The sequence below is a fragment of the Defluviitalea raffinosedens genome, assembly GCF_016908775.1.
GTDB classification, from domain to species: Bacteria; Bacillota; Clostridia; order Lachnospirales; family Defluviitaleaceae; genus Defluviitalea; species Defluviitalea raffinosedens.
In genome coordinates, this window is the sequence record NZ_JAFBEP010000007.1 from 97,895 (window position 1) to 117,720 (window position 19,826).

The following is a 19,826-nucleotide window of genomic DNA, read 5'->3' on the forward strand; positions in this document are numbered from 1 at the left end:
TAGAAAGGATGGATTACGTTTTGAAAGGATACAAAAAATATTATGCAAACAAACTGATATGGTATCTGCTGACATTTATTGTTGCGGTCGTTCTTAACTTTGTACTGCCAAGAATGATGCCAGGTAATCCTGTTTCAACCATTGCTGCACAGACTACACAGGGTATGACAGATGCTACTGCCATTCAGAAAGTATATGCAGAATATGCAGAAGCCTTTGGAATTAATAAACCAATGTATAAGCAGTTTTTTATGTGGGTCAGGAATTTGTTACGTGGAGATATGGGAGTTTCTTTTAGCCAGTATCCAAGAAAAGTCAGCGACATTGTAAGCAGCAGTATTTGGTGGACAATTGCATTGCAGCTTCCAGCAATTATTGTAGGATGGCTTTTGGGAAATATTTTGGGGGCAGTTGCTGCGTATATGAGAAAAGGATTTGATAAAGTAATATTACCGGTATTTTTATTCATCAGCAACATTCCGGCATTTGGTATGGCAGTTGTGTTGTTGACTATTTTTGCAGTTAAACTTCACTGGGCACCAACGAGTGGAGGATATGGTTTTGATTTAATTCCGAATTTTAGCTTGCCTTTCATTCTGTCAGTATTAGATCATTACAAATTGCCTTTTTTGTCAATTGTTCTCGTTACAATTGGTGGGCAGGCTATAGGTATGCGTTCAATGTCAATTTATGAATTAAATGCAGATTATGTGAAGTATAGCCGTTTTCTTGGTATCAAAGACAGTAAGATCGTAAAGTATGTATTTAGAAATGCTATGTTACCACAGATTACTGGGCTTGCAATGTCATTAGGTACAATGGTAGGCGGTGCATTAGTAGCAGAAATTGTATTTTCTTATCCAGGTATTGGTACTACTTTATTGTCGGCGATCACAGGACGTGATTATCCCCTTATATCGGCTTGTACGTTGATTATTACAATCATGGTTCTTCTTGCAAACTTATTTGTAGAATTACTTTATGCTCTGATTGACCCGCGTATCAAAGCGGCACAGTCTGATTGAGGAGGGGTCAAATGGGAAATACATTAAAGCAATTAAGACGTTCGCCCCAGTTTATGATTGGATTTGTTATATTTATAACAGTTCTGGCATTGGTGATTATTTATCCTTTGATAGTGGCTGCAGATCCTTTAGAAATGGTAGGACAGGGAATCTTTTATAAGCCAGGCACCTATGTATCCGTGGCCGATACTGTTATACAAAGCATGGTTTCCGAAAAGAGTTACATACTTAATATAGATACTTCAGCTAATCGTTTGAGCTCGAGGATAAGCGTTGAGGACAGAAAAGCTATGATAGATTGGCTTGAAAAATATGGGGGTGTAGAAGAAGGTACGTTAAGTACAGCGGATGATGAGGTAGGTAAACTCATTGATACCTGGTGTGAAAAATATGATGCGTCTAATCCTCAGAAGGGACTTATTGCTGCCAGGAAAAAGTATTATGTCCGTCTGGATAGTTCATTAAAAGAACTGTTAAAATCTCAGGATATCATTGTTTCCGAATATGGAGAGGATGGCGAACTAGAAAAAAGGGGAAAAGTGGCTGATAACATATATGTAAATGTTAAAGATATTCCCAATCAGAGAACTTTTCTCTTAGGAACAGATAACTTTGGACGGGATGTTTTGACAGAACTGATTTATGCAACACGTACTTCACTGCTTATTGGTTTTATTGCTGGAATAGTTGCTACCGGAATTGGTTTGTTTTTTGGACTTTTGGCAGGATTTTTAGGTGGTTTTGCAGATGACTTCATTATGTTTGTAACAAACTTGTTTACAGTTGTTCCATCGTTTGTTATTTTGATCCTTATATCATATAGTGTAGGACAGGAAGCAAGGGGCGTTTTTATGGTTGCAGTTATTATCGGTCTGACTTCCTGGACATGGACTACACGAAGTGTGCGTTCACAGGTTATTTCACTCAGAAACCGTGACCATGTTAACATGTCAAAACTTTCAGGACACGGATTATTTAGGATTATTCTGGTAGATATATTGCCATATATAGCCTCTTATGTTGTTATGGCATTTATTCTTCAGATTTCAAGCGGTATACTTGCAGAGGCACAGCTTTCTATGCTTGGCCTTGGACCTGCAACAACCAAAACGGCAACTTTGGGCCTTATGATGAACTGGGCCTTGACTTATACAGCACATTTGAATGGCTCCTGGTGGGCATATTTTCCTGTTATTCTTGTGATTGCGTTGATTTCCTTTTCGTTGAATCTAATGAATACAGGAATGGATCAGGTATTTAATCCCACATTGCGAGATTAGGAAAGGAGCAGAACAATGGGCAAGATAATATTGGAAGTAAAGGATTTAAAGACAAAGTATGTAACCCGTTTTCATGAGGATGTGTATGCAGTTGATAGTGTATCTTTAACACTGGAAGAAGGAAAATCACTTGGAATTGCCGGCGAATCTGGCTGCGGCAAATCAACCCTTGCACTGAGTCTTATGGGATACTATTTTCCACCTCTGCATTATATAAGCGGGAGTATTCTGATAGATGGTGTGGATGTTACTTCAATGAAGCCGGATGATGTACGCAAAAAAATACTTGGAACCGAGATCTCATACATTCCACAAGCAGCCATGAATGCATTGAATCCTACTCAAAAGATTATTGATTTCTTATGGGATGTTGTACATACACATAATAAATCTATGAGCAGGTCAGAAGTCAGAGAGATGGCAAAGGAACGTTTTCAGGCCTTAGGTCTACCGACAGAAGTACTGGATAAATATGCTGTTGAACTTTCAGGGGGAATGAAACAAAGAACAGTTATTGCTGTTTCCACTATTTTAAATCCTAAGGTTTTGATTGCAGATGAGCCATCTTCTGCATTGGATGTTACCAGTCAGAAAATGGTGATTAAGATGATACGGGAATTAATGGATAAGGGATATATAAAATCAATGATATTTATTACACATGAGCTCCCTCTTTTATACAATGTTACCGATGATATTATGGTCATGTATGCAGGGCAGATTGTAGAAATAGGAAACGCCAGAGAAATAGTATTTTACCCGAAACATCCGTATGCAAAGGGACTTATGGAATCTATTATTGTACCAGAATCAGGAATAAAAAGCAAGAAATTAACAGCCATTCCGGGTGCGCCTCCTAATCTGAAACATCCGCCTGAAGGCTGCCGTTTCGCAGAGAGATGCTGCTACGCCAAACCTGAATGCCGTATTATTAAACCCAATATGATCAAAGCAGCTTCGGGGAGATACTATCGATGTCTGATGAAAGAGGACGAATTAAAGGAGGCGTATGGATATGGAGAATGAAAATCAATCATGTTTGAGCGGTAAAGGAGTTACAAAAATATTTGGCATGGGTAACAAGAAGACTATTGCAGTAGATCATGTGGATTTCGATTTTAAAAAGGGAGAGATCATATCCATTGTAGGCGAGTCTGGTAGTGGAAAGACGACTTTGTTTAAAATGATTCTTGGATTAATTAATATTACAGAAGGAGAACTTTTTTTTAATGGCAAGCCAAGAGATATAAAGACCCAGAAAAAAAGAAAAGAGTACTGGAAAAACATTCAGGCAGTTTTTCAGGATCCATTTGCATCTTTTAATATGTTTACCAAAGTAGATACCGTATTAATGGATTGTATAAATTTACGAGGACAAAAAAATCTTTCGCAAGAGGAAAAAACTGTACTTATGGCAGAAGCATGCAGTTTTGTGAATCTGAAATTTGCGGATCTGACCAATAAATATCCTTTTGAATTGTCAGGGGGACAGATGCAGAGATTGATGCTTGCCCGGATATTCCTGTTACGACCAAGAATATTGATGGCAGATGAACCGACATCAATGATAGACGCATGCTCGCGTTCCACAATATTGGATATGCTTTTAAAGCTCAGAGATGAAACGAATATGACGATAGTGTTTATAACACATGATATAGGACTGGCATATTATATATCAGACACAATTTATATTATGGAACACGGCAAATTTGTAGAACATGGTTCGGCAGATGATGTAATTCTGAATCCTAAGGCAGAATATACAAAACGCCTAATCAGTGATGTCCCTAAGATATATGAGAAATGGGATCTCTCAACTACATTACATTAGACAGAAAAATCAATCAGCGTTTGGATGACAGTGATTTACGTTGCTGGGCAGGAGTAATGCCAAGAAATTTTTTATAAGTTTTAATAAAATGGCTGCAGTCTGCAAATCCGGTTTCGGCGGCTATATAATTCAGGGATTGATCTGTAAAAAGCAAAAGATCCTGTGCTTTACACACACGGACATATTCAATATATTCCTTGCAACTTCGTCCGGTTTGCTGTTTAAAGTGACGTGAGAAGGTAGAATAACTCATATTGCAGTGCCGTGCAAGATCGGGAATAGAAATAGGTTCTCCGGAATGATTGGAGATATATTCCAAAGCATAATGAATCTGGGGATGAGCTGCTTTTTGGCCGCTTGCAGACTTTAGGTCAATTCCGCTGTTTTGCCATATGCGCATGATTAAAACTAAAAGCACGCGTAAAAGCGCATCAATCAGATCATCATGGAACAATTCTTTATGTGCAAGTTCGTGGATCAGTTGATCTATAATATTTTTGACAGGATACGGTGTAAGTATCTTTTTATTTAAATGAATAGGAAGCTTTTTTTGGAATGTGGTACAGCAGAATACGGAATGCACAAGAGGAGCTGATTCATTGGAAAAATGAAGTTTATTGGGATTAAACTTAATTACTCCATACTGAATATGTTCCGTATTCTTAGCATAAATACTGTGAACACTTTTTGGCATAATGACGATCAGATCTCTGGGATGCAGGACATAGGGAACGTGATCACATTCTACAATGATATTTCCCTGATACAAGTACAGAAGTTCTATATAATAATGCCAATGTGACGGATAGGGTAATGTAGTCACATTGGTGTCAAATATAAATATTTCATAAGGGGTTGCCAGCGTTTCAATATTTTCAAAGAAAGCCAAAACCTATACCTCCCTATTCTGTATTACTCATATGAAATATTAGCATAAAAAACTGAATAAATAAACATAAAATGAGGAATTAAATTAAGCAAATTTACTTAAATAATTTGACTAATTGGAGAGTGATAAATGTGATTAAACAAATTTTAAATCAGAACTGGAAAATGAGAGAAAGTCAGACAGGAGAATACCTGGAGGCAAAGGTACCAGGTTCTGTTTATCAGGTATACCTGGATCATGGATTGATGAAAGACCCGTATTTCAGGGATCAGGAAACAGAAGCATTGAAACTGATGGAAAAAGATTATGAATATGTGACTGTTTTTACGCCGGATGAAAATGTGATGAGCTGTCCTTATGTAGTGCTGCAGTTTCAGGGACTGGATACAATTGCTGACATCTGGTTGAATGGTAAACATCTTGGATATGTGGACAACATGCACAGAACATGGGAGTATGAAATAAAATCTCTTTTACTTCCAAAAGATAATGAGCTAAGGATTTTATTTCATTCACCGATAAAATACATTAAAGAACGTGAGAAGGAAGAAGGATTCTGGCCTACGGTGTATGAAGCAATGAGAGGAACTTCCCATATCAGAAAATCCCAGTGTATGTTTGGTTGGGATTGGGGACCGAGACTGCCGGATTCAGGAATATTTAGGGATGTATTGTTACTGGGATGTGAAGCAGAACGTCTGGATGGAGTATATATCAGACAGAAGCATGAGACAGATAAAGTAACGCTTTCATTGAAGATTGATTTAAAATGTATGGATAGTCGTTTTCCGTTATGCTTTGGAATGGATAAAGAGCTGATCAGGAAAAGAAATCTGAAAGCCAGGGTGAGGATTGAAAATCCTGAAGGGGAGAGCTTAATAATGAGAGAAACAGAAGATGGAGAGGCAGTATCAGACATTGAAATCCAAAATCCTCAGTTGTGGTGGCCAAATGGTTTAGGAAAACAACCGTTGTATAAAGTGATTGTAGAACTTATACGGGATGAACAAGTACTTGACAGATTTGAGAAACGTATTGGACTTCGTACACTGACAATCCGAAGAGCAAAGGACGAATATGGTGAGAGTTTTGCTCATGAAGTCAATGGTATTACATATTTTGCCATGGGAGCAAATTATATTCCTGAAGATTGCATTTTGAGTAGGATCAGTCCTGAGCGGACAAGGAATTTGTTAGAACAGGCAGTGGCTGCCAATTACAATACTATCCGTGTATGGGGAGGCGGCTATTATCCAGATGATTTCTTCTGGGATATTTGTGATGAACTGGGATTGGTTGTATGGATGGATTTCATGTTTGCATGTGGCGTATATCGATTGACCAATTCTGAATTTGAACAGAATATGATCGAAGAGTTCATACAGAACGTAAAGCGTATTCGTAATCATGCATGCCTTGGTTTATGGTGTGGCAACAACGAAATGGAAAGTTTTTACTGTTTAAGCAACCATGATTTCAATCAAGAGAAAGGTTATGCTGCTGATTATATTCGACTGTATGAGTATATCATTCCAAAAGTTCTTAAGGAATATGATCCGGATACTTTCTACTGGCCATCAAGTCCGTCATCAGGAGGGAGCTTTGATGATCCAAACAGTCCTGACAGAGGAGATGTGCATTACTGGGATGTATGGCATGGAAACAAACCATTTACAGAATACCGTAAGTATCGTTTTCGTTATTTATCTGAGTTTGGCTTTCAATCATTTCCATCTATTCGTACCATAGAATCGTTTACGAATCCTGAAGACAGAAATATCTTTTCATGGGTTATGGAAAAACATCAGAGAAACGCGTCGGCAAACGGAAAGATTATGAACTATATGGAGCAGATGTATCTGTATCCTACCAATTTTGAAACTTTAATCTATGCTTCACAACTTTTACAGGCGGATGCGATTCGTTATGGCGTTGAACATTTCAGAAGAAACAGAGGGCGATGTATGGGAACGATCATATGGCAGCTGAATGATTGCTGGCCGGTAGCATCATGGTCTTCTATTGACTATTATGGACGATGGAAGGCATTACATTATTATGAAAAACGTTTTTTTGCTCCCTTGTTGTTATCCTGTGAGGAAGAAAGTGTGCTTTCCCAAGATCCGAATCCAAATGCAGAACCCTATGAACTGAAGAAATCCATCCGTTTGTGTGTATCCAATGAATCACCAAAGGATGAAATGGTTGAGGTATTTTGGGAGCTTAGAGATAATTATTCTAATATTTTAAAAGCGGGAAAAGAGACAGTGCAAGTTAAGGCGTTTAGCAGCAAATGGCTTGACAGGCAATGCTTTCAGGATGCTGACGAATTCTCTCATTATGTCAGCTATCGTATGGAGAAGAATGGAGAAATAATTAGCAGCGGCAGTGTTTTGTTTACAGTACCTAAGTTCTTTCATCTGATAGATCCACAGCTTCAAGTCAGAGTTGAAGGCGATGAGATTGTTGTTACAGCCAAAAGTTATGCGAGAGCTGTACAAATTAGAAATAAAGAAGACAATCTTATTTTATCAGATAATTTCTTTGATATGGATGCAGGAGAAAGGCGTGTCAGAATACTCCAAGGAATTCCTGAAGAACTTGAAGTAAGGAGCGTATATGACATTCGATAAATAAATCAAAATCACAAAAGTAGAAGTAATCAGAAAAATATCTCCCCAAAAAATTTAATGTATTTATATGATATTATAAAATGGGAAAAAATCCGCCAGCTAAGCTGGCGGATTTTTTTAGAATCTTAAATCTCTTTCTCCTTGACGGATTCGGTTCAAATATTCTATGGCTCTTGCTCTTTGCCTTTCATTGGGAACGTTCAGAATTTCTTGATCAATCATTTTTCGTCCCATTGCTTTAAGTTCTTCGTCACCATAATCATTCAGATATTCTTCAAAAGTCAGCAGAGCATTGGGAAGACAACAGTTAGCGATTTGGCCTGATTTTGCAAGAGGCATAAAGCGATCTCCTGTTCTTCCTTCTCTGTAGCAAGCTGTGCAATAACTTGGCAGATATCCGTCTTTTACAAGACTTTTTAGTACATCAATAGGTTTTCTATGGTCGGCCAGATTAAATTGAGGCGTTTCTTCTATGCCTTTTTCTTCGGCAGCCATTTTCTTAGCGTATCCGCCTACCCCTACACTGGAACCGGCACTCATTTGAGAAATACCTATGTCCAAAAGTTCTCGACGGAATTCAACGCTTTCTCTTGTGGAAAGAATGAGTCCAGTATAAGGTACCGCCAGACGAATGACTGCTACTACTTTTTTAAAATCACGATCATTAACCAAATAAGGGAAGCTGTCATAATCCACCCCTTCAGCGGGCAATAACCTTGGAAATGAAATAGTATGTGGTCCCACGCCACTGACAGCCTCTAAATGCTCGGCATGCATAAGGAGGGCTACGGTTTCGTAGTGGTAATCATATAATCCAAACAGAGGTCCGATGCCGACATCATCAATTCCGCCGCCCAACATGGCTCTGTCCATAGCTTCTGTATGCCATTCATAATTGTGTTTTGGTCCTTTGTGCATGGCAAGATAGGTTGGCTTGTGATAAGTTTCTTGGAATAAAATATATGTGCCAATGCCTGCTTCTTTGAGTTTTCTGTAATTTTCAGCAGTGGTGGCTGCTATATCAATATTAACCCTTCTAATGGATCCATTTTCAAATTTTTCATTATAAATCGTTTGGATACATTCCAGAATATATTCGATGGGGCAGTTTTCATCGTCTTCTCCCGCTTCCAGAAGAAGTCTCTTATGTCCCATAGCTTCTAATGCTCTGACTTCTGCCCGAAGTTCTTCCTGTGTCAGACGATGCCTTTTGATTTCATTACTGCATTTGTATCCACAGTATTTACAGTTGTTCACACAGTAATTCGATAAATATAAAGGTGCAAAAATCACAATACGTTTGCCGTAAATTTTTTCTTTAATTTCTTTAGCCAGTTTATAGATTTTTTCAAGGGTTTCATCGTCATCCACTTCCAGTAAAACGGCAGCTTCCCTGTGGGTAAGTCCTCTGCAGGTCCTTGCTTTATTTAGGATTTTGTCGATTTCACTTGGATTTTTGGCCAGTTTTTTAGCTTCTTCAATAGAACTTAGGATCTCTCCATCATCGATAAATTCATTAGCATCCAAAGATTTTATATTATACATGTTGTAAACTCCCTTCAAAGTAGGTTGGTTTTAGTTTATACTGATTCTGTCAAGTATTCCGGACAAATAAGCAATGACTATTCCATAATTCGTCATGGGAATATTTTGATCAGCTGCTTTTTCAATCCGTGAAAGGACGTATTTGCGATTAAACATACATCCGCCACAGTGAATGATTAAGTCATAAGAAGATACATCACTTGGAAAGTTTGGCCCGCTTACAATATCGATTGTAAGATTTTCCCCTACCTTTTTACGAAGGAGCCTGGGGATCTGTTCTCTGCCGATGTCTTCCGTAAGAGGCACATGGGTGCAGGCTTCAGCGATCAGAACTTTGGAATCTTCCCTTAGGTTGTCAATGGCTGTGACACTTTTGGTGAAATAATCGATATTTCCCTTATATCCTGCAAAAAGAACGGAAAAAGAAGTTAGTTTGCTTTCTTGTGGTTTCTTTTCATAAACTGTCTTAAATACCTGGGAATCTGTGATGATTACATCAGGGGCTTGTGCCAGTGATGCAAGCGCCTTGTCCAGTTGATCGGTGGTTGTGCTTAGAACCACACATTTTTTATCTAGAAGTTCTCTTAAAGTCTGGACTTGGGGAAGAATGAGGCGACCCTTTGGCGCCTGAATATCCTGCGGCATTACAAGAAGAACAAGATCGCCGTCTTTAACGATGCCTCCGGTAATCGTCTGAGTGTCATAGTCCTCTGGAAGATTTCTTAGGATAGCATTGCGAATTTTTTCAATGCCGGATTTCTCTTTGGCACTTACAACAAGGGGTTCTGTACCTGTTTCCAATTTTATATAGCTGCTGACCTCTTCAACATCATGTATTAAATCTGCCTTATTTACTACAGCAACTGTTGGAATACGTTTATTTTTTAACGTTTTAATCCATTCTTTTTCCTTTTCTATGTTTTTACTGCCGTCAAATACGACTAAGGCAATATCGGTTTTATCAAGGGCCTCTTTCGTCTTTTTAACCCTTAGTGCTCCGATTTCGCCTTCATCGTCAAAACCAGCTGTATCAATAAAAACACAGGGACCGATACCGTATATTTCCATAGATTTATACACAGGGTCTGTAGTAGTCCCAGCATAGTCAGAGACCAATGCTGTTTCCGTACCGGTTATGGCATTTACTAGGGAAGACTTACCACTGTTTCGTTTTCCATAAATTCCTATATGCAGCCGGTTAGAACGGGGGGTATTGTTAAGACTCATAATATTCTCCTTTCAATGAGTGAATGGGACGATAGTCTCCTCTGTCCACAACGAGTTCATATCCTATTTTTTTCATGCGGTTCTGCAGACACATACGGCATTCTGCAGCTTCTTCTCCGGTGCAGATTTTGTTATCATACAGGGAATACTTTTTCCTTACACCAACGGGAGAAAGATTGGGCATAACCACATTGGCACCGGCAAGGATTCCTTTTTCACGACCATTAGGATCGATGGTTCCAAGGGCAGTAGTTGCGGGAATCAAAGCATTGGGATGCATTAAACGCAGTATAGCAATCAGTACAAGGGTCAAATCCAGTTGCCCTGAGGGGAAATCAGCAAATGGCGTATCTTTATGGGTAATGAAAGGACCAATTCCAATCATTTGCGGTTCGAAATGCTTAATAAATAGCAAATCTTCTATCAGGTTTTCTGTGGTTTGATAAGGAGAACCCACCATAAATCCTGTACCGACTTGATAGCCTATTTCTTTTAAATCATATAAACATTTCTTTCTATTTTCAGCGCTTAAACTGGGAGGGTGGAGTTTTGAATAATGAGATGTGTTCGCTGTTTCGTGACGAAGCAGGTAACGGTTCGCTCCAGCCTTAAATAATTCAAGATACTGTTCATAAGTTTTTTCTCCAAGAGAAAGGGTAATGGCACAGTCAGGATAAGCATTTCTTATAGATGAAACAATATCCAGCATTTCTTCATGGGAATACCACAGGTCTTCTCCGCCTTGGAGTACAAAGGTGCGAAATCCCAGTTCATAGCCTTGTTCGCAGCAGGAAAGAATTTCTTCTTTATTGAGCCGGTATCTGTCGGCTTTTAAATTGCTTTTTCGAATACCACAATAGTAACAATCGTTTTTACAGTAATTTGTAAATTCGATTAATCCTCTGACATATATTCTGTTGCCAAAGAATTGATTAGCCACAGATCTTGCCTTGGAAAACAAATATTTTTTATCTTCCTCTGTAAGAGTAGTCAGAAGGGTTTCAAATTCATCTTTTTCCAATGTCTTTTCTTTATGCAACTTATCAATGAGGCTTTGCATTCGTTCCTTCCTTTCATTCACTGTCAAATGTGAGTTTAGAGTAAACAGTTTTTGTACTTACATGGGGAAGCATACCGAGTTTTCCGGATAATGCACTGATTACATCATTAGGCGCATCCATAACAATGCTGATAATGGAAATATTGCGTTTGTGATAGGGGATTCCCATTCGTCCGATGATGTATTTACTGTACTCATGTAAAATATTATTTAATTTTTCAACAGCATTGGGATTCTCAACAATAATACCTACAACAGCAATTCTCGTTTCCATATACTTCACCTCAATTATTTATTCAAAAATAAAAATCCTTGTACCAAAGGCAAAGGCACAAGGATAATAATTAACAAACCCAATTCAACACATGAATTCGGTTGAATACTTATTATGCTCTTGCCTTCGCAATCGGGACGAACCCTCTTGTATCAGTACAAAAGATTTGTTAAAAAAATGACAACTCCTGAAAGGACGTACCTCGCAGAAAGTCGTTTTATTTTATTATAAATCAAGTATATTATAATTTCAAGAAATATAATGTTTATTTTAAACTTACAATTTCTAAATTTTGCTCTTTAAGATATTCTATGATTCTTGGCAAGGCTTCTACAGTCGCTTGGGATTCATGAAGCAGAATAATTGAACCTGATGTATTTGTGTTTTTAATGTGGCTTACTATAGCATCTGCATTTTTGCCTTTCCAATCTTCAGGGTCATTATTCCAAAGAACAATTTTACATTCATGTTGATCTGCCAGCTCTATGATTCTTTGATTCATAGCCCCATAAGGAGGTCGAAAGAGAGATAATTTTTCACCTGTCAGACTTTCGATCAGTTGACTTGATTGTGTAAGTTCCTCATCTTGCCTTTCATTGGAAAGAGCAGTCAGATTGCTGTGGTTCATTGAATGAGTTCCTATGGAATATCCGTTGGAGTATACATACTGTACATGCTCAGGATATTTTTTTGCGTTAAGTCCAATAAAGAAAAATGTTCCTCCAATATCATATTTCTTTAAAATATCCACAATGTCTTTGGAATAATTGGAAGGACCATCATCAAAAGTAAGGGCAACAGATCCTTTTGGAATACTATAGGATATTGTTTCACCAAGTTCTACAAAAGGGATACTGGACTCAATTTGGACAGGCTTTTCTGGTAATGAATTCTCTTTCACAATCTCATCATTTATAACGTCATCCATCACAACATCATCCTTTATAGCAGAATTTTGATTGTAAGACGGGGTTACATCTGTTTGAATGAATGCAGCCTGAGTGAATAATTGATTTCCCGGTTTTGTTTTGCCTATTATAAATCCTTGACTTGAGCAACTAAACAAGATTACAAAAAGGATACTTAAAAAAGTAGCAGTTGTCTTTGTATATGCAAGAACAAATTTTTTTGGTGGGGCAGTTTCAGGTGTATTCTCCAGTTCAGCATTTTTTATACTGTCCTTCTCATCATTGGATGAAAACGGCTTTACAGAGATAAAGGATAATTTACTCAAATCAACAATGTGCTGAATATTTCTGATTTTATTCAGTGCCTTGATATAATTTTCTGAGCAATGAAAACCTATGGGTTGACTTTGATCTCTGTATGTTTGGATCAATATGCCCAAATACTGCTTTTGAATCTCATTCCACGAAGTGTAAAATGAGATTCTATATTTATACCTTCCCTCAAAGCTAGTAACATTCAGTAAATTATTTGCTGTATATTCATCAATTTCCCAATAAAATTCTGCATCTTCAATAAAGGATATTTTAATATGTAAAAAATATTTATCATCTTTTTTATTAATTGTTACTAGCTCAAGCAATTTTCCGTAATAAACTGACATGGTTGCCCCCCTTATTTTAGGTATGGATCTCGTTTATAAATATTTATTCTTGAGCTGATGAATTAGAAGTGTTATTTTTTGGCAAGAAAGAAAAACTCATTCTTTCTGTAAAATCATTAATGGTTTGCAGTAATTCTGTCTTTTCTTTGAGTACTTTTTGATATTGTTCAGCATATTGCTGCTTCTCGATTTCTAAGGTTCTGATTTTTTCTTCTAATTCATTAATTTTTAACATACTTTGATATTGAGCATTGGTAGCTTGCTCATTCAGTTTATTGTATTTATTTCTTTCCGCCTCCAGATGACTTGCAATTTTATCATATTCAATTTTTGCAGTATTTTGGAATTCTTTATAATCTTCGAGGAGCTGTTCGTAACTCATTTGCTTGCTTGTGAGGCTGTCTTCCAATGAACGGATTTCCTTATTCTTTTCCTGTAAAAGTTGTTCTTTCTTTAACTGGTCTTGTTTTAAACGATTGATGGTTTCGTTAGCATTTTGTAATTGCTCTTCTAAAGCTTTATTTCTATATTGGATTAATTGGCGGTCTTTCAGCATATTTTCCAGGGAGACAATTAAATCCAGCACAATTTTATCCTGAGTATCTTTTGAGAGTAAATCACTATTGTTTTGTGGATCAGTTGCTTCAGGTTCTTCTGTAAATTCAACGGAAGATAGGGGTTCTGTTGTAGTTGGTTCCGTTTGAATTTGGCTGGAGCGAATATTTTTTAGCCAGCTTATTCCTTTTTTTTCGCCTTTATCACTTGGCACGATATCAACTCCCATAATCAGTATAGTATTAAGGACTTTTCTCTATATTATATCATTTTAAGCGGTTGAGAAATATTTTATATTCAAAAATAGGAAAAAAGTCCTAGAATAAGAAGTGTAGATTCATTGAAATTCTTAAATTATTTGAAAATAAAAATGAGTTAAAGTATTCATTTAAGTCATAATGGAACTGTGATATACTACAATAATACTAAGTGTAAATACAACAAGACAAAGGAGCAAAAAGCAATGGGAGAAAAGAATGCGTCCATTACATTTTATGGTGTAAGGGGTTCCATTCCTACACCAGGGAAAGATACGGCAGAGTTTGGAGGGAATACCTCCTGTGTGGAAGTTTTGTTGGGAAGCAAACTCTTCATCCTGGATGCTGGCACTGGTATTCGTGCTTTAGGAGACAGCCTTTTAAAAAGATACCAAAAGATAAATGGGGATATTTTTATTACCCATACCCATTGGGACCATATTCAGGGTTTTCCTTTTTTTGGGCCGGTCTTCTTAGAAGGCAACAGTTTTAGAATTTTCGGACCAGGGAAAAAGGATGCTTCTTTCGAAGATCTTCTTAGAAATCAAATGCATTCTCATTTTTTCCCGGTTCAGATTGAACATCTAAAAGCTCATCTTGAATTTATTCAAATTGAAGACAAGCAAAAGATTCAATTAGATGATGATATAACTGTAATGACATCTGCTACCAATCATCCGGGAGGATGCTTGTCTTATAGAATTCAATATAAAAATTATATTATTTGCTATCTTACGGACACTGAACACTCCGCGAAGACTTTTGAATCTCTGGTGTCTCATGCAAAAAATGCAGATATTATTATTTATGATGCAACGTATACGGAAGAAGAGTACCATGGCTATAATGGCAGAACATCTAAAAAAGGCTGGGGGCACTCTACATGGCTGGAAGGTATTAAATTATGCAGAGCTGCCGGTGGCAAAAAGCTGGTACTCTTTCATCACGATATTCATCATACAGATTCAGATATGAAAGCTATTGAAAAAGCTGCAAAAGAGGTATATCCTGATACGATTGCTGCCAGAGAAGGAATGACCATTTACTTATAAAGGAAGGGATGCTTTTTCCCATACACGTTTTTTGATAAATAGATCCAATAAGTTTTGATCAATTTTATTTTCCTTAGCCATACTCTGGAGAATACTAAGGGATTTGTCAAGAGGAATAGCTTTTTTATAAGGTCTGTCTACAGCAGTTAAAGCGTCAAATATATCCACTATGGCAAGGATTCTGGCTTCTAGTGGGATTTGGTCTCCTTTTAGACCATTAGGATAGCCTTTCCCGTCCAATTGCTCATGATGCATACAAGCAATTTCTGGAACGCGTTTTAATTCCGTTCCAAATCTCATCTTAGACAGCATACGTTCAGTAAACAGTACATGATCTTCCATGATCTTTCGTTCTTTTGCGGTAAGTGTCCCTCTTTGTATGCATAGTTGTTCTACTTCCTCATCCGTTAGAAGGGGAAGGTCTGTTCCATCTTCACCGGGATAAGTTGTACTGGCAATGTAAAGGATTTCTTGTTTTAATTCTTCATCAATAAATGTAGAGGGATTATCTGCTTTTATAATCGTGTCACGATAATGCTTATATGTTTTCTTGATATTTTCTTTTTCTTTTAAAATTAGGGTTACAGATAAAGGATTTTCTGCTTGTAAAACAGTCTCAAAATAGTGATTGATTTTTCGCTCCATGGCATAATCGATTCGCTGGAGGACAAAAGGAAGTTTTTTATCCAGGCGGGTTGCCTTGTTCATAACGGAAAGAGGAACCGCCATTTTGCCTATATCATGAAGCCATGCAGCGGTGGATACGACTTTTAACTCCTTTTCATCAAAATAAACATCTTTGTAAAATCCTTCTGTATCTTCATTAATTGCTTCTGCCAGTGCACGGGCCAAAGAAGCAATTTTTTGTGTATGAGTAGCATTATAAGGGGTTCTGGAATCAATAGCAGTTACCATGACTTGAATGAATGAATCCAATAAAGCTTCTATTTCTTGTATGAGCTGAGAGTTGGTAAGGGCAGTTGCTGCCAGAGAAGCTAAAGATTCAATAATAAGTTGGTATTCTTTTGGAAAAGGAATTACTTCATTGGTATTTTTATCGATTGCATTGAGTAACTGCAATACTCCGATGACTTCAGATTTATGATTTTTTAATGGTATAACGAGCATGGAACGGGTCAGATAACCTGTCATTTCATCATATTTTTTAGGCCCTGAAAAATCAAAACTGTCGTCGTTATAAACATCTGGAATATTGATGGATACTCCATGATTTACAACGTATCCGCTGACATAGATGTCATTTATGGGTACAGGGGGAATAGTGATTTGGTCCCCTTTTCCTCCAAGAAATGTATTCATAGTATCATTGTGAACAATTTTTGCTGCCAATTTATTGTCTTCAATCATATATAAAGTCCCTGCATCTGCATGGGTAATGCGTCTTGCCTCTGATAAGATCATATCCAATAATTTTGCTAAATCTTTCTCAGAAGACAGTGCAATAGCAATCGATATCAGGTTTGAAAGCTGCTGAGCAACTTCTTCAAAGTGATATTGCTCCATTTCTTTCATAAATTTTCCTCCCATTTTTTATTGATAATTTATTATATAACATTTATTTGCAAATAGGTAAATAATTTTGAAGAGTAAGTATTGTAAAAAATAATACAATAGGTTTAAATTGTTAATAAATATTAAATATTTTGAATAGACACGCATGCAAAAATATATTATTATATATTATAAATCAAATTTGTACGAACGTTTAAGATGGAAAGAGTTTTTTGTGTTGTGGAGGGATATGATGAAAAGATATATAGAAATGTTAAGAAATGTCCTTATCATGTGGCTTATTTTTATAACAAGTTTTGGAAGCAGCATTCAAGTTGCAGCGGCCGATTATCAAAGAGTGGCAAAGGTCTCAGAGTTAAGTGGCGAAGTTGGTGTACTTAGAGCCGGAGGAGAAAAAAGCATCTCTGCATTTAAAGGTATGGGTTTAAATCAGGGAGATACGATTATTACGAAAAAAGATTCCTGGGTTCGGGTAATATTGGATAATGACAAAGAAGTAAAAATAGGGCCTAGTACAAAAATAATGGTTAAGGAGTTAAAGGGCTCTGCCGTTGCTGAAAGTACAGAACTTCAGCTATGGACCGGTAATGTTTTTAATCATGTGCAGAAAAAACTCAATGCGAATTCGAAATATGAAATACACACACCGACAGCAGTTATGGGTGTAAGAGGAACAGAGTATTTTGCAAAGCAATCACAGGAAGGCACTGAAGTTACGGTTATAGAGGGAACAGTAGAAGTAACTTCAGCTGATCAATCTTCATCTACAGAGGTTAATAGTCTTCAAAGGTTAACGATTTTTGGTGATACTGGTATTCAAAACCTAGAATCAATCAATTTAGACGAATTAGATTTGTTTACACTTCAAACTCTCCTTGAATTATTGGAAAGATATCCAGGAGTTATTGACATAGATAAAGACGAGGTGGAGAATTTAATACAGAAAAAGCAAGAAGAGGAAAAGCAGTCAGAGAATGAGGAACAAGAACCCCCAAGAGTGATTACGGAAGGGAATAATAGCAGTGCTACAGGAGGATCGTCTTCATCTGGAGGAGGATCGCCTTCAACCAGCAGAGTAAGAAAAATTGTATATGTGAAAGATGAGAATGGAAATGCAATAGAAGGCGCAAAGGTAACGCTAATCAATGTGAATGAAGGATCTGGGGCAGCAATAGAGAGAACAACAGGAAGCAATGGAGAAGATATTTTTGAAGTAACGCCTGGTTCATACATCGTAGAGGTATCGAAGGAAGGATATGAAGGAAGGAACGTAGAGGTAACAATAAATGCAGGGGAAAATCCATTAACGGAGATTATCCTTACCCAGAATGATTTTGAAGCTGAATTGCTACCGATGAATGTTGAATCAACTACAGCTGTTGTTCGTTTCAATTCTTCATTACATGAAAACATTTTAAACACAGATATTGATGAAATTATTTCAGACATTGAAATAAAGGATTCAATGGGCGGTTATCAATCCATCAAGGACTTAATAAGGGAAGTTCGTAGGAGTTCAATGTATGATGGTAATTATACAATATTAATATTAACATTTAAGGATGACTTATATGCTTTGGATGATAAAAAGGTTCTAAGAATTGCTTTTACAGACCAAGTGAAGGACAAAAATAATACAGTATTGAAAGACAGGAACATCGAAGCACCTTTTGTAGAAGATTATTTTGCCCGAGTGGATGCTGATAATAATGAATTATTATTTAAAAAAGCAATAAAAGATTACGGTATCCAGATTGACATTGCCTTAGATCCTTCTGGTTATTATGAATATCAATGGGCGGATGACATCACTCAAAATGCTGATAAAATTAAGAAATTGATCAATGGATTTTTTGCTTATACTGACCAGGATGCATGGAAAAAAGTACAAGAAGCAATGTTTAAAAAGATAGATTCAGGATTATCAGATGTTGTAGCACTCACTGAAATATATGGAGAGGAAATGCTTGTGCTTAAATTCCCGGCAGTACCGGATTATGACATTTCACAAATACAGAAAGTAGAACTGATCATTCCAAAGGAAGCTTTGAAAAATTCTGATTCAGATTTATTAGCTCTTTCAAATCTCGTGATTGATGATTATAATGCTTTGATCACTCATGGACTAAATCCTAACCATGATTTAGATACACCTGCATGGATTATAACAGATGGATTAGATATGGATGCTTCTTTTTCTGACTCATGGGCTTATAATATTAAGCTGGAGTTTAGCGTGTATGACGAAGAAGTAGGAAAAACAGTTTATTATAGAACTGGAGCGCTTGCAGATGACTTTAGCGCTGATATGATTGAAAGACCCGAAATCACTCACATTATCAGAAATCTTTCAAACAATGAAGGAGGAGTATTATCTGATCAAGTTAGTGTTCATACTGTCAATGTCGGTAACAGAGAAGAACTGATATTAATAACTGAAGGCAGAGGAGCAGATGCCAAACTTGAATTTGCAATCGTGGGTCTTGATGAGTGCAATGAGGGGGAAAGAAGTGACATCCAAGCTGCTGTTGAAACCGCTTTTGGAATGATCAACGGTCAAACTAGTTTTGGAGGCAATATTTCAGATTATGAGGCTGACTTGAAAGTTGGATTTAAAGTTAACAATGAAAAATATTACATTCAAGAATCGTTAAAAGAATTATTTAATGGAGATGCAGAAGATATATGGGTAGCCATCGGAGATGCTAGAAATGAGGATAATCTTTTAAGTGAATTAGCTGTAGTTAGTAAATTCGATAATGACGAAACGGTTATTGCAATTGTTGTTGGTCCCAATGATACGATTGAGTTTTTTGTAGAGTTTAGCAGTATTCCTCAACCTCTAGCAAGAGTACTTGCCGATATTATTGGAGAAGCTTTCGGTTTGGAAGCCAGTGTTGAATTTGATGAATAGTACGCAGATCATTATCCCTCCAACTATCTTTTGATAGCTAGAGGGATATTTTTGTCATCTCCCTTAGAAGATATATTCAAAAACTCTTAGAACTTAAGCAAGAGACAGGAGCTTTTGGACGCTGGGTTATATCTTTGAGGAAATAAAAGTAAAAGGAAAAGCGCAGGGAGCTTCTGTT

The 19,826-nt window shown here is 37.0% G+C and carries 15 protein-coding genes; 7 read left to right on the top strand and 8 right to left on the bottom strand.

Annotation, left to right across the window (positions count from 1 at the left end; translation table 11 throughout):
• Positions 1-20: 20 nt before the first annotated feature.
• The 4 genes from JOD07_RS07370 to JOD07_RS07385 are packed head-to-tail and all read left to right on the top strand — an operon-like array spanning position 21 to position 4,139.
• The gene (locus JOD07_RS07370; RefSeq protein ID WP_158740111.1) at positions 21-1,025 is read left to right on the top strand and encodes an ABC transporter permease; all 1,005 of its coding nucleotides are present in this window, start codon (positions 21-23) and stop codon (positions 1,023-1,025) included.
• Between the two features lie 11 nt (positions 1,026-1,036).
• Positions 1,037-2,305 (top strand): ABC transporter permease, encoded by a 1,269-nt coding sequence (locus JOD07_RS07375; protein ID WP_204613136.1) that lies wholly within the window; start codon positions 1,037-1,039, stop codon positions 2,303-2,305.
• 15 nt (positions 2,306-2,320) lie between these two features.
• Positions 2,321-3,331, top strand: a complete 1,011-nt coding sequence (locus JOD07_RS07380; protein ID WP_158740035.1) for an ABC transporter ATP-binding protein — start codon at positions 2,321-2,323, stop codon at positions 3,329-3,331.
• Positions 3,321-4,139 (top strand): ABC transporter ATP-binding protein, encoded by an 819-nt coding sequence (locus tag JOD07_RS07385; RefSeq protein ID WP_158740036.1) that lies wholly within the window; start codon positions 3,321-3,323, stop codon positions 4,137-4,139. The genes JOD07_RS07380 and JOD07_RS07385 overlap by 11 nt, the downstream gene beginning before the upstream one ends.
• A gap of 13 nt (positions 4,140-4,152) precedes the next feature.
• Here the strand turns inward: JOD07_RS07385 and JOD07_RS07390 are convergent, their stop codons facing one another.
• Positions 4,153-5,028: an AraC family transcriptional regulator gene (locus JOD07_RS07390; protein ID WP_158740037.1), complete on the bottom strand. Its 876-nt coding sequence runs from the start codon at positions 5,026-5,028 to the stop codon at positions 4,153-4,155.
• Between the two features lie 131 nt (positions 5,029-5,159).
• On the opposite strand from JOD07_RS07390, the gene JOD07_RS07395 reads away from it, so the two are divergent.
• Positions 5,160-7,661 (top strand): beta-mannosidase, encoded by a 2,502-nt coding sequence (locus JOD07_RS07395; RefSeq protein ID WP_158740038.1) that lies wholly within the window; start codon positions 5,160-5,162, stop codon positions 7,659-7,661.
• Between the two features lie 117 nt (positions 7,662-7,778).
• Here the strand turns inward: JOD07_RS07395 and hydG are convergent, their stop codons facing one another.
• The 6 genes from hydG to JOD07_RS07425 all read right to left on the bottom strand — a co-directional run bounded on the left by hydG (position 7,779) and on the right by JOD07_RS07425 (position 14,106).
• Positions 7,779-9,206 carry a [FeFe] hydrogenase H-cluster radical SAM maturase HydG gene (gene hydG, locus JOD07_RS07400; protein WP_158740039.1) on the bottom strand — a complete coding sequence of 476 codons (1,428 nt, stop codon included), beginning with the start codon at positions 9,204-9,206 and terminating at the stop codon, positions 7,779-7,781.
• A gap of 30 nt (positions 9,207-9,236) precedes the next feature.
• Positions 9,237-10,433 (bottom strand): [FeFe] hydrogenase H-cluster maturation GTPase HydF, encoded by a 1,197-nt coding sequence (gene hydF, locus JOD07_RS07405; RefSeq protein WP_204613138.1) that lies wholly within the window; start codon positions 10,431-10,433, stop codon positions 9,237-9,239.
• A complete protein-coding gene (gene hydE / locus JOD07_RS07410) occupies positions 10,423-11,493 on the bottom strand; it encodes a [FeFe] hydrogenase H-cluster radical SAM maturase HydE (protein ID WP_158740041.1) in 1,071 nt (356 codons plus the stop codon). Before hydE ends, hydF begins: the two co-directional genes overlap by 11 nt.
• 13 nt (positions 11,494-11,506) lie before the next feature.
• Entirely contained in the window at positions 11,507-11,767 is a 261-nt protein-coding gene (locus JOD07_RS07415) for a TM1266 family iron-only hydrogenase system putative regulator (protein ID WP_158740042.1), read from the bottom strand.
• A gap of 265 nt (positions 11,768-12,032) precedes the next feature.
• On the bottom strand, positions 12,033-13,337 hold the full coding sequence (locus tag JOD07_RS07420) for a polysaccharide deacetylase family protein (protein ID WP_204613140.1): 1,305 nt from the start codon (positions 13,335-13,337) through the stop codon (positions 12,033-12,035).
• 43 nt (positions 13,338-13,380) lie between these two features.
• Positions 13,381-14,106: a hypothetical protein gene (locus JOD07_RS07425; RefSeq protein ID WP_201800579.1), complete on the bottom strand. Its 726-nt coding sequence runs from the start codon at positions 14,104-14,106 to the stop codon at positions 13,381-13,383.
• A gap of 249 nt (positions 14,107-14,355) precedes the next feature.
• Here JOD07_RS07425 and JOD07_RS07430 point away from each other — a divergent pair, with 249 nt between their 5' ends.
• Positions 14,356-15,201, top strand: a complete 846-nt coding sequence (locus JOD07_RS07430; RefSeq protein WP_158740045.1) for an MBL fold metallo-hydrolase — start codon at positions 14,356-14,358, stop codon at positions 15,199-15,201.
• On the opposite strand, the gene JOD07_RS15645 is transcribed toward JOD07_RS07430, so the two are convergent.
• Complete coding sequence (locus tag JOD07_RS15645; protein WP_279380847.1) at positions 15,196-16,734, bottom strand: HD family phosphohydrolase; 1,539 nt, start codon at positions 16,732-16,734, stop codon at positions 15,196-15,198. The two genes, JOD07_RS07430 and JOD07_RS15645, sit on opposite strands and share 6 nt — an antisense overlap.
• Positions 16,735-16,966: 232 nt before the next feature.
• On the opposite strand from JOD07_RS15645, the gene JOD07_RS07440 reads away from it, so the two are divergent.
• A complete protein-coding gene (locus JOD07_RS07440; protein ID WP_204613142.1) occupies positions 16,967-19,648 on the top strand; it encodes a FecR domain-containing protein in 2,682 nt (893 codons plus the stop codon).
• The last annotated feature ends 178 nt before the right edge of the window (positions 19,649-19,826 follow it).

What these genes read in the sequence shown, in the direction of transcription:
- JOD07_RS07385 (WP_158740036.1), top strand. Translation starts at nt 3,321, where the DNA reads ATGGAGAATGAAAATCAATCATGTTTGAGCGGTAAAGGAGTTACAAAA.
- JOD07_RS07380 (WP_158740035.1), top strand. Translation starts at nt 2,321, where the DNA reads ATGGGCAAGATAATATTGGAAGTAAAGGATTTAAAGACAAAGTATGTA.
- hydG (WP_158740039.1), bottom strand. Translation starts at nt 9,206, where the DNA reads ATGTATAATATAAAATCTTTGGATGCTAATGAATTTATCGATGATGGA.
- hydE (WP_158740041.1), bottom strand. Translation starts at nt 11,493, where the DNA reads ATGCAAAGCCTCATTGATAAGTTGCATAAAGAAAAGACATTGGAAAAA.
- hydF (WP_204613138.1), bottom strand. Translation starts at nt 10,433, where the DNA reads ATGAGTCTTAACAATACCCCCCGTTCTAACCGGCTGCATATAGGAATT.
- JOD07_RS15645 (WP_279380847.1), bottom strand. Translation starts at nt 16,734, where the DNA reads ATGAAAGAAATGGAGCAATATCACTTTGAAGAAGTTGCTCAGCAGCTT.
- JOD07_RS07420 (WP_204613140.1), bottom strand. Translation starts at nt 13,337, where the DNA reads ATGTCAGTTTATTACGGAAAATTGCTTGAGCTAGTAACAATTAATAAA.
- JOD07_RS07375 (WP_204613136.1), top strand. Translation starts at nt 1,037, where the DNA reads ATGGGAAATACATTAAAGCAATTAAGACGTTCGCCCCAGTTTATGATT.
- JOD07_RS07415 (WP_158740042.1), bottom strand. Translation starts at nt 11,767, where the DNA reads ATGGAAACGAGAATTGCTGTTGTAGGTATTATTGTTGAGAATCCCAAT.
- JOD07_RS07430 (WP_158740045.1), top strand. Translation starts at nt 14,356, where the DNA reads ATGGGAGAAAAGAATGCGTCCATTACATTTTATGGTGTAAGGGGTTCC.
- JOD07_RS07440 (WP_204613142.1), top strand. Translation starts at nt 16,967, where the DNA reads ATGAAAAGATATATAGAAATGTTAAGAAATGTCCTTATCATGTGGCTT.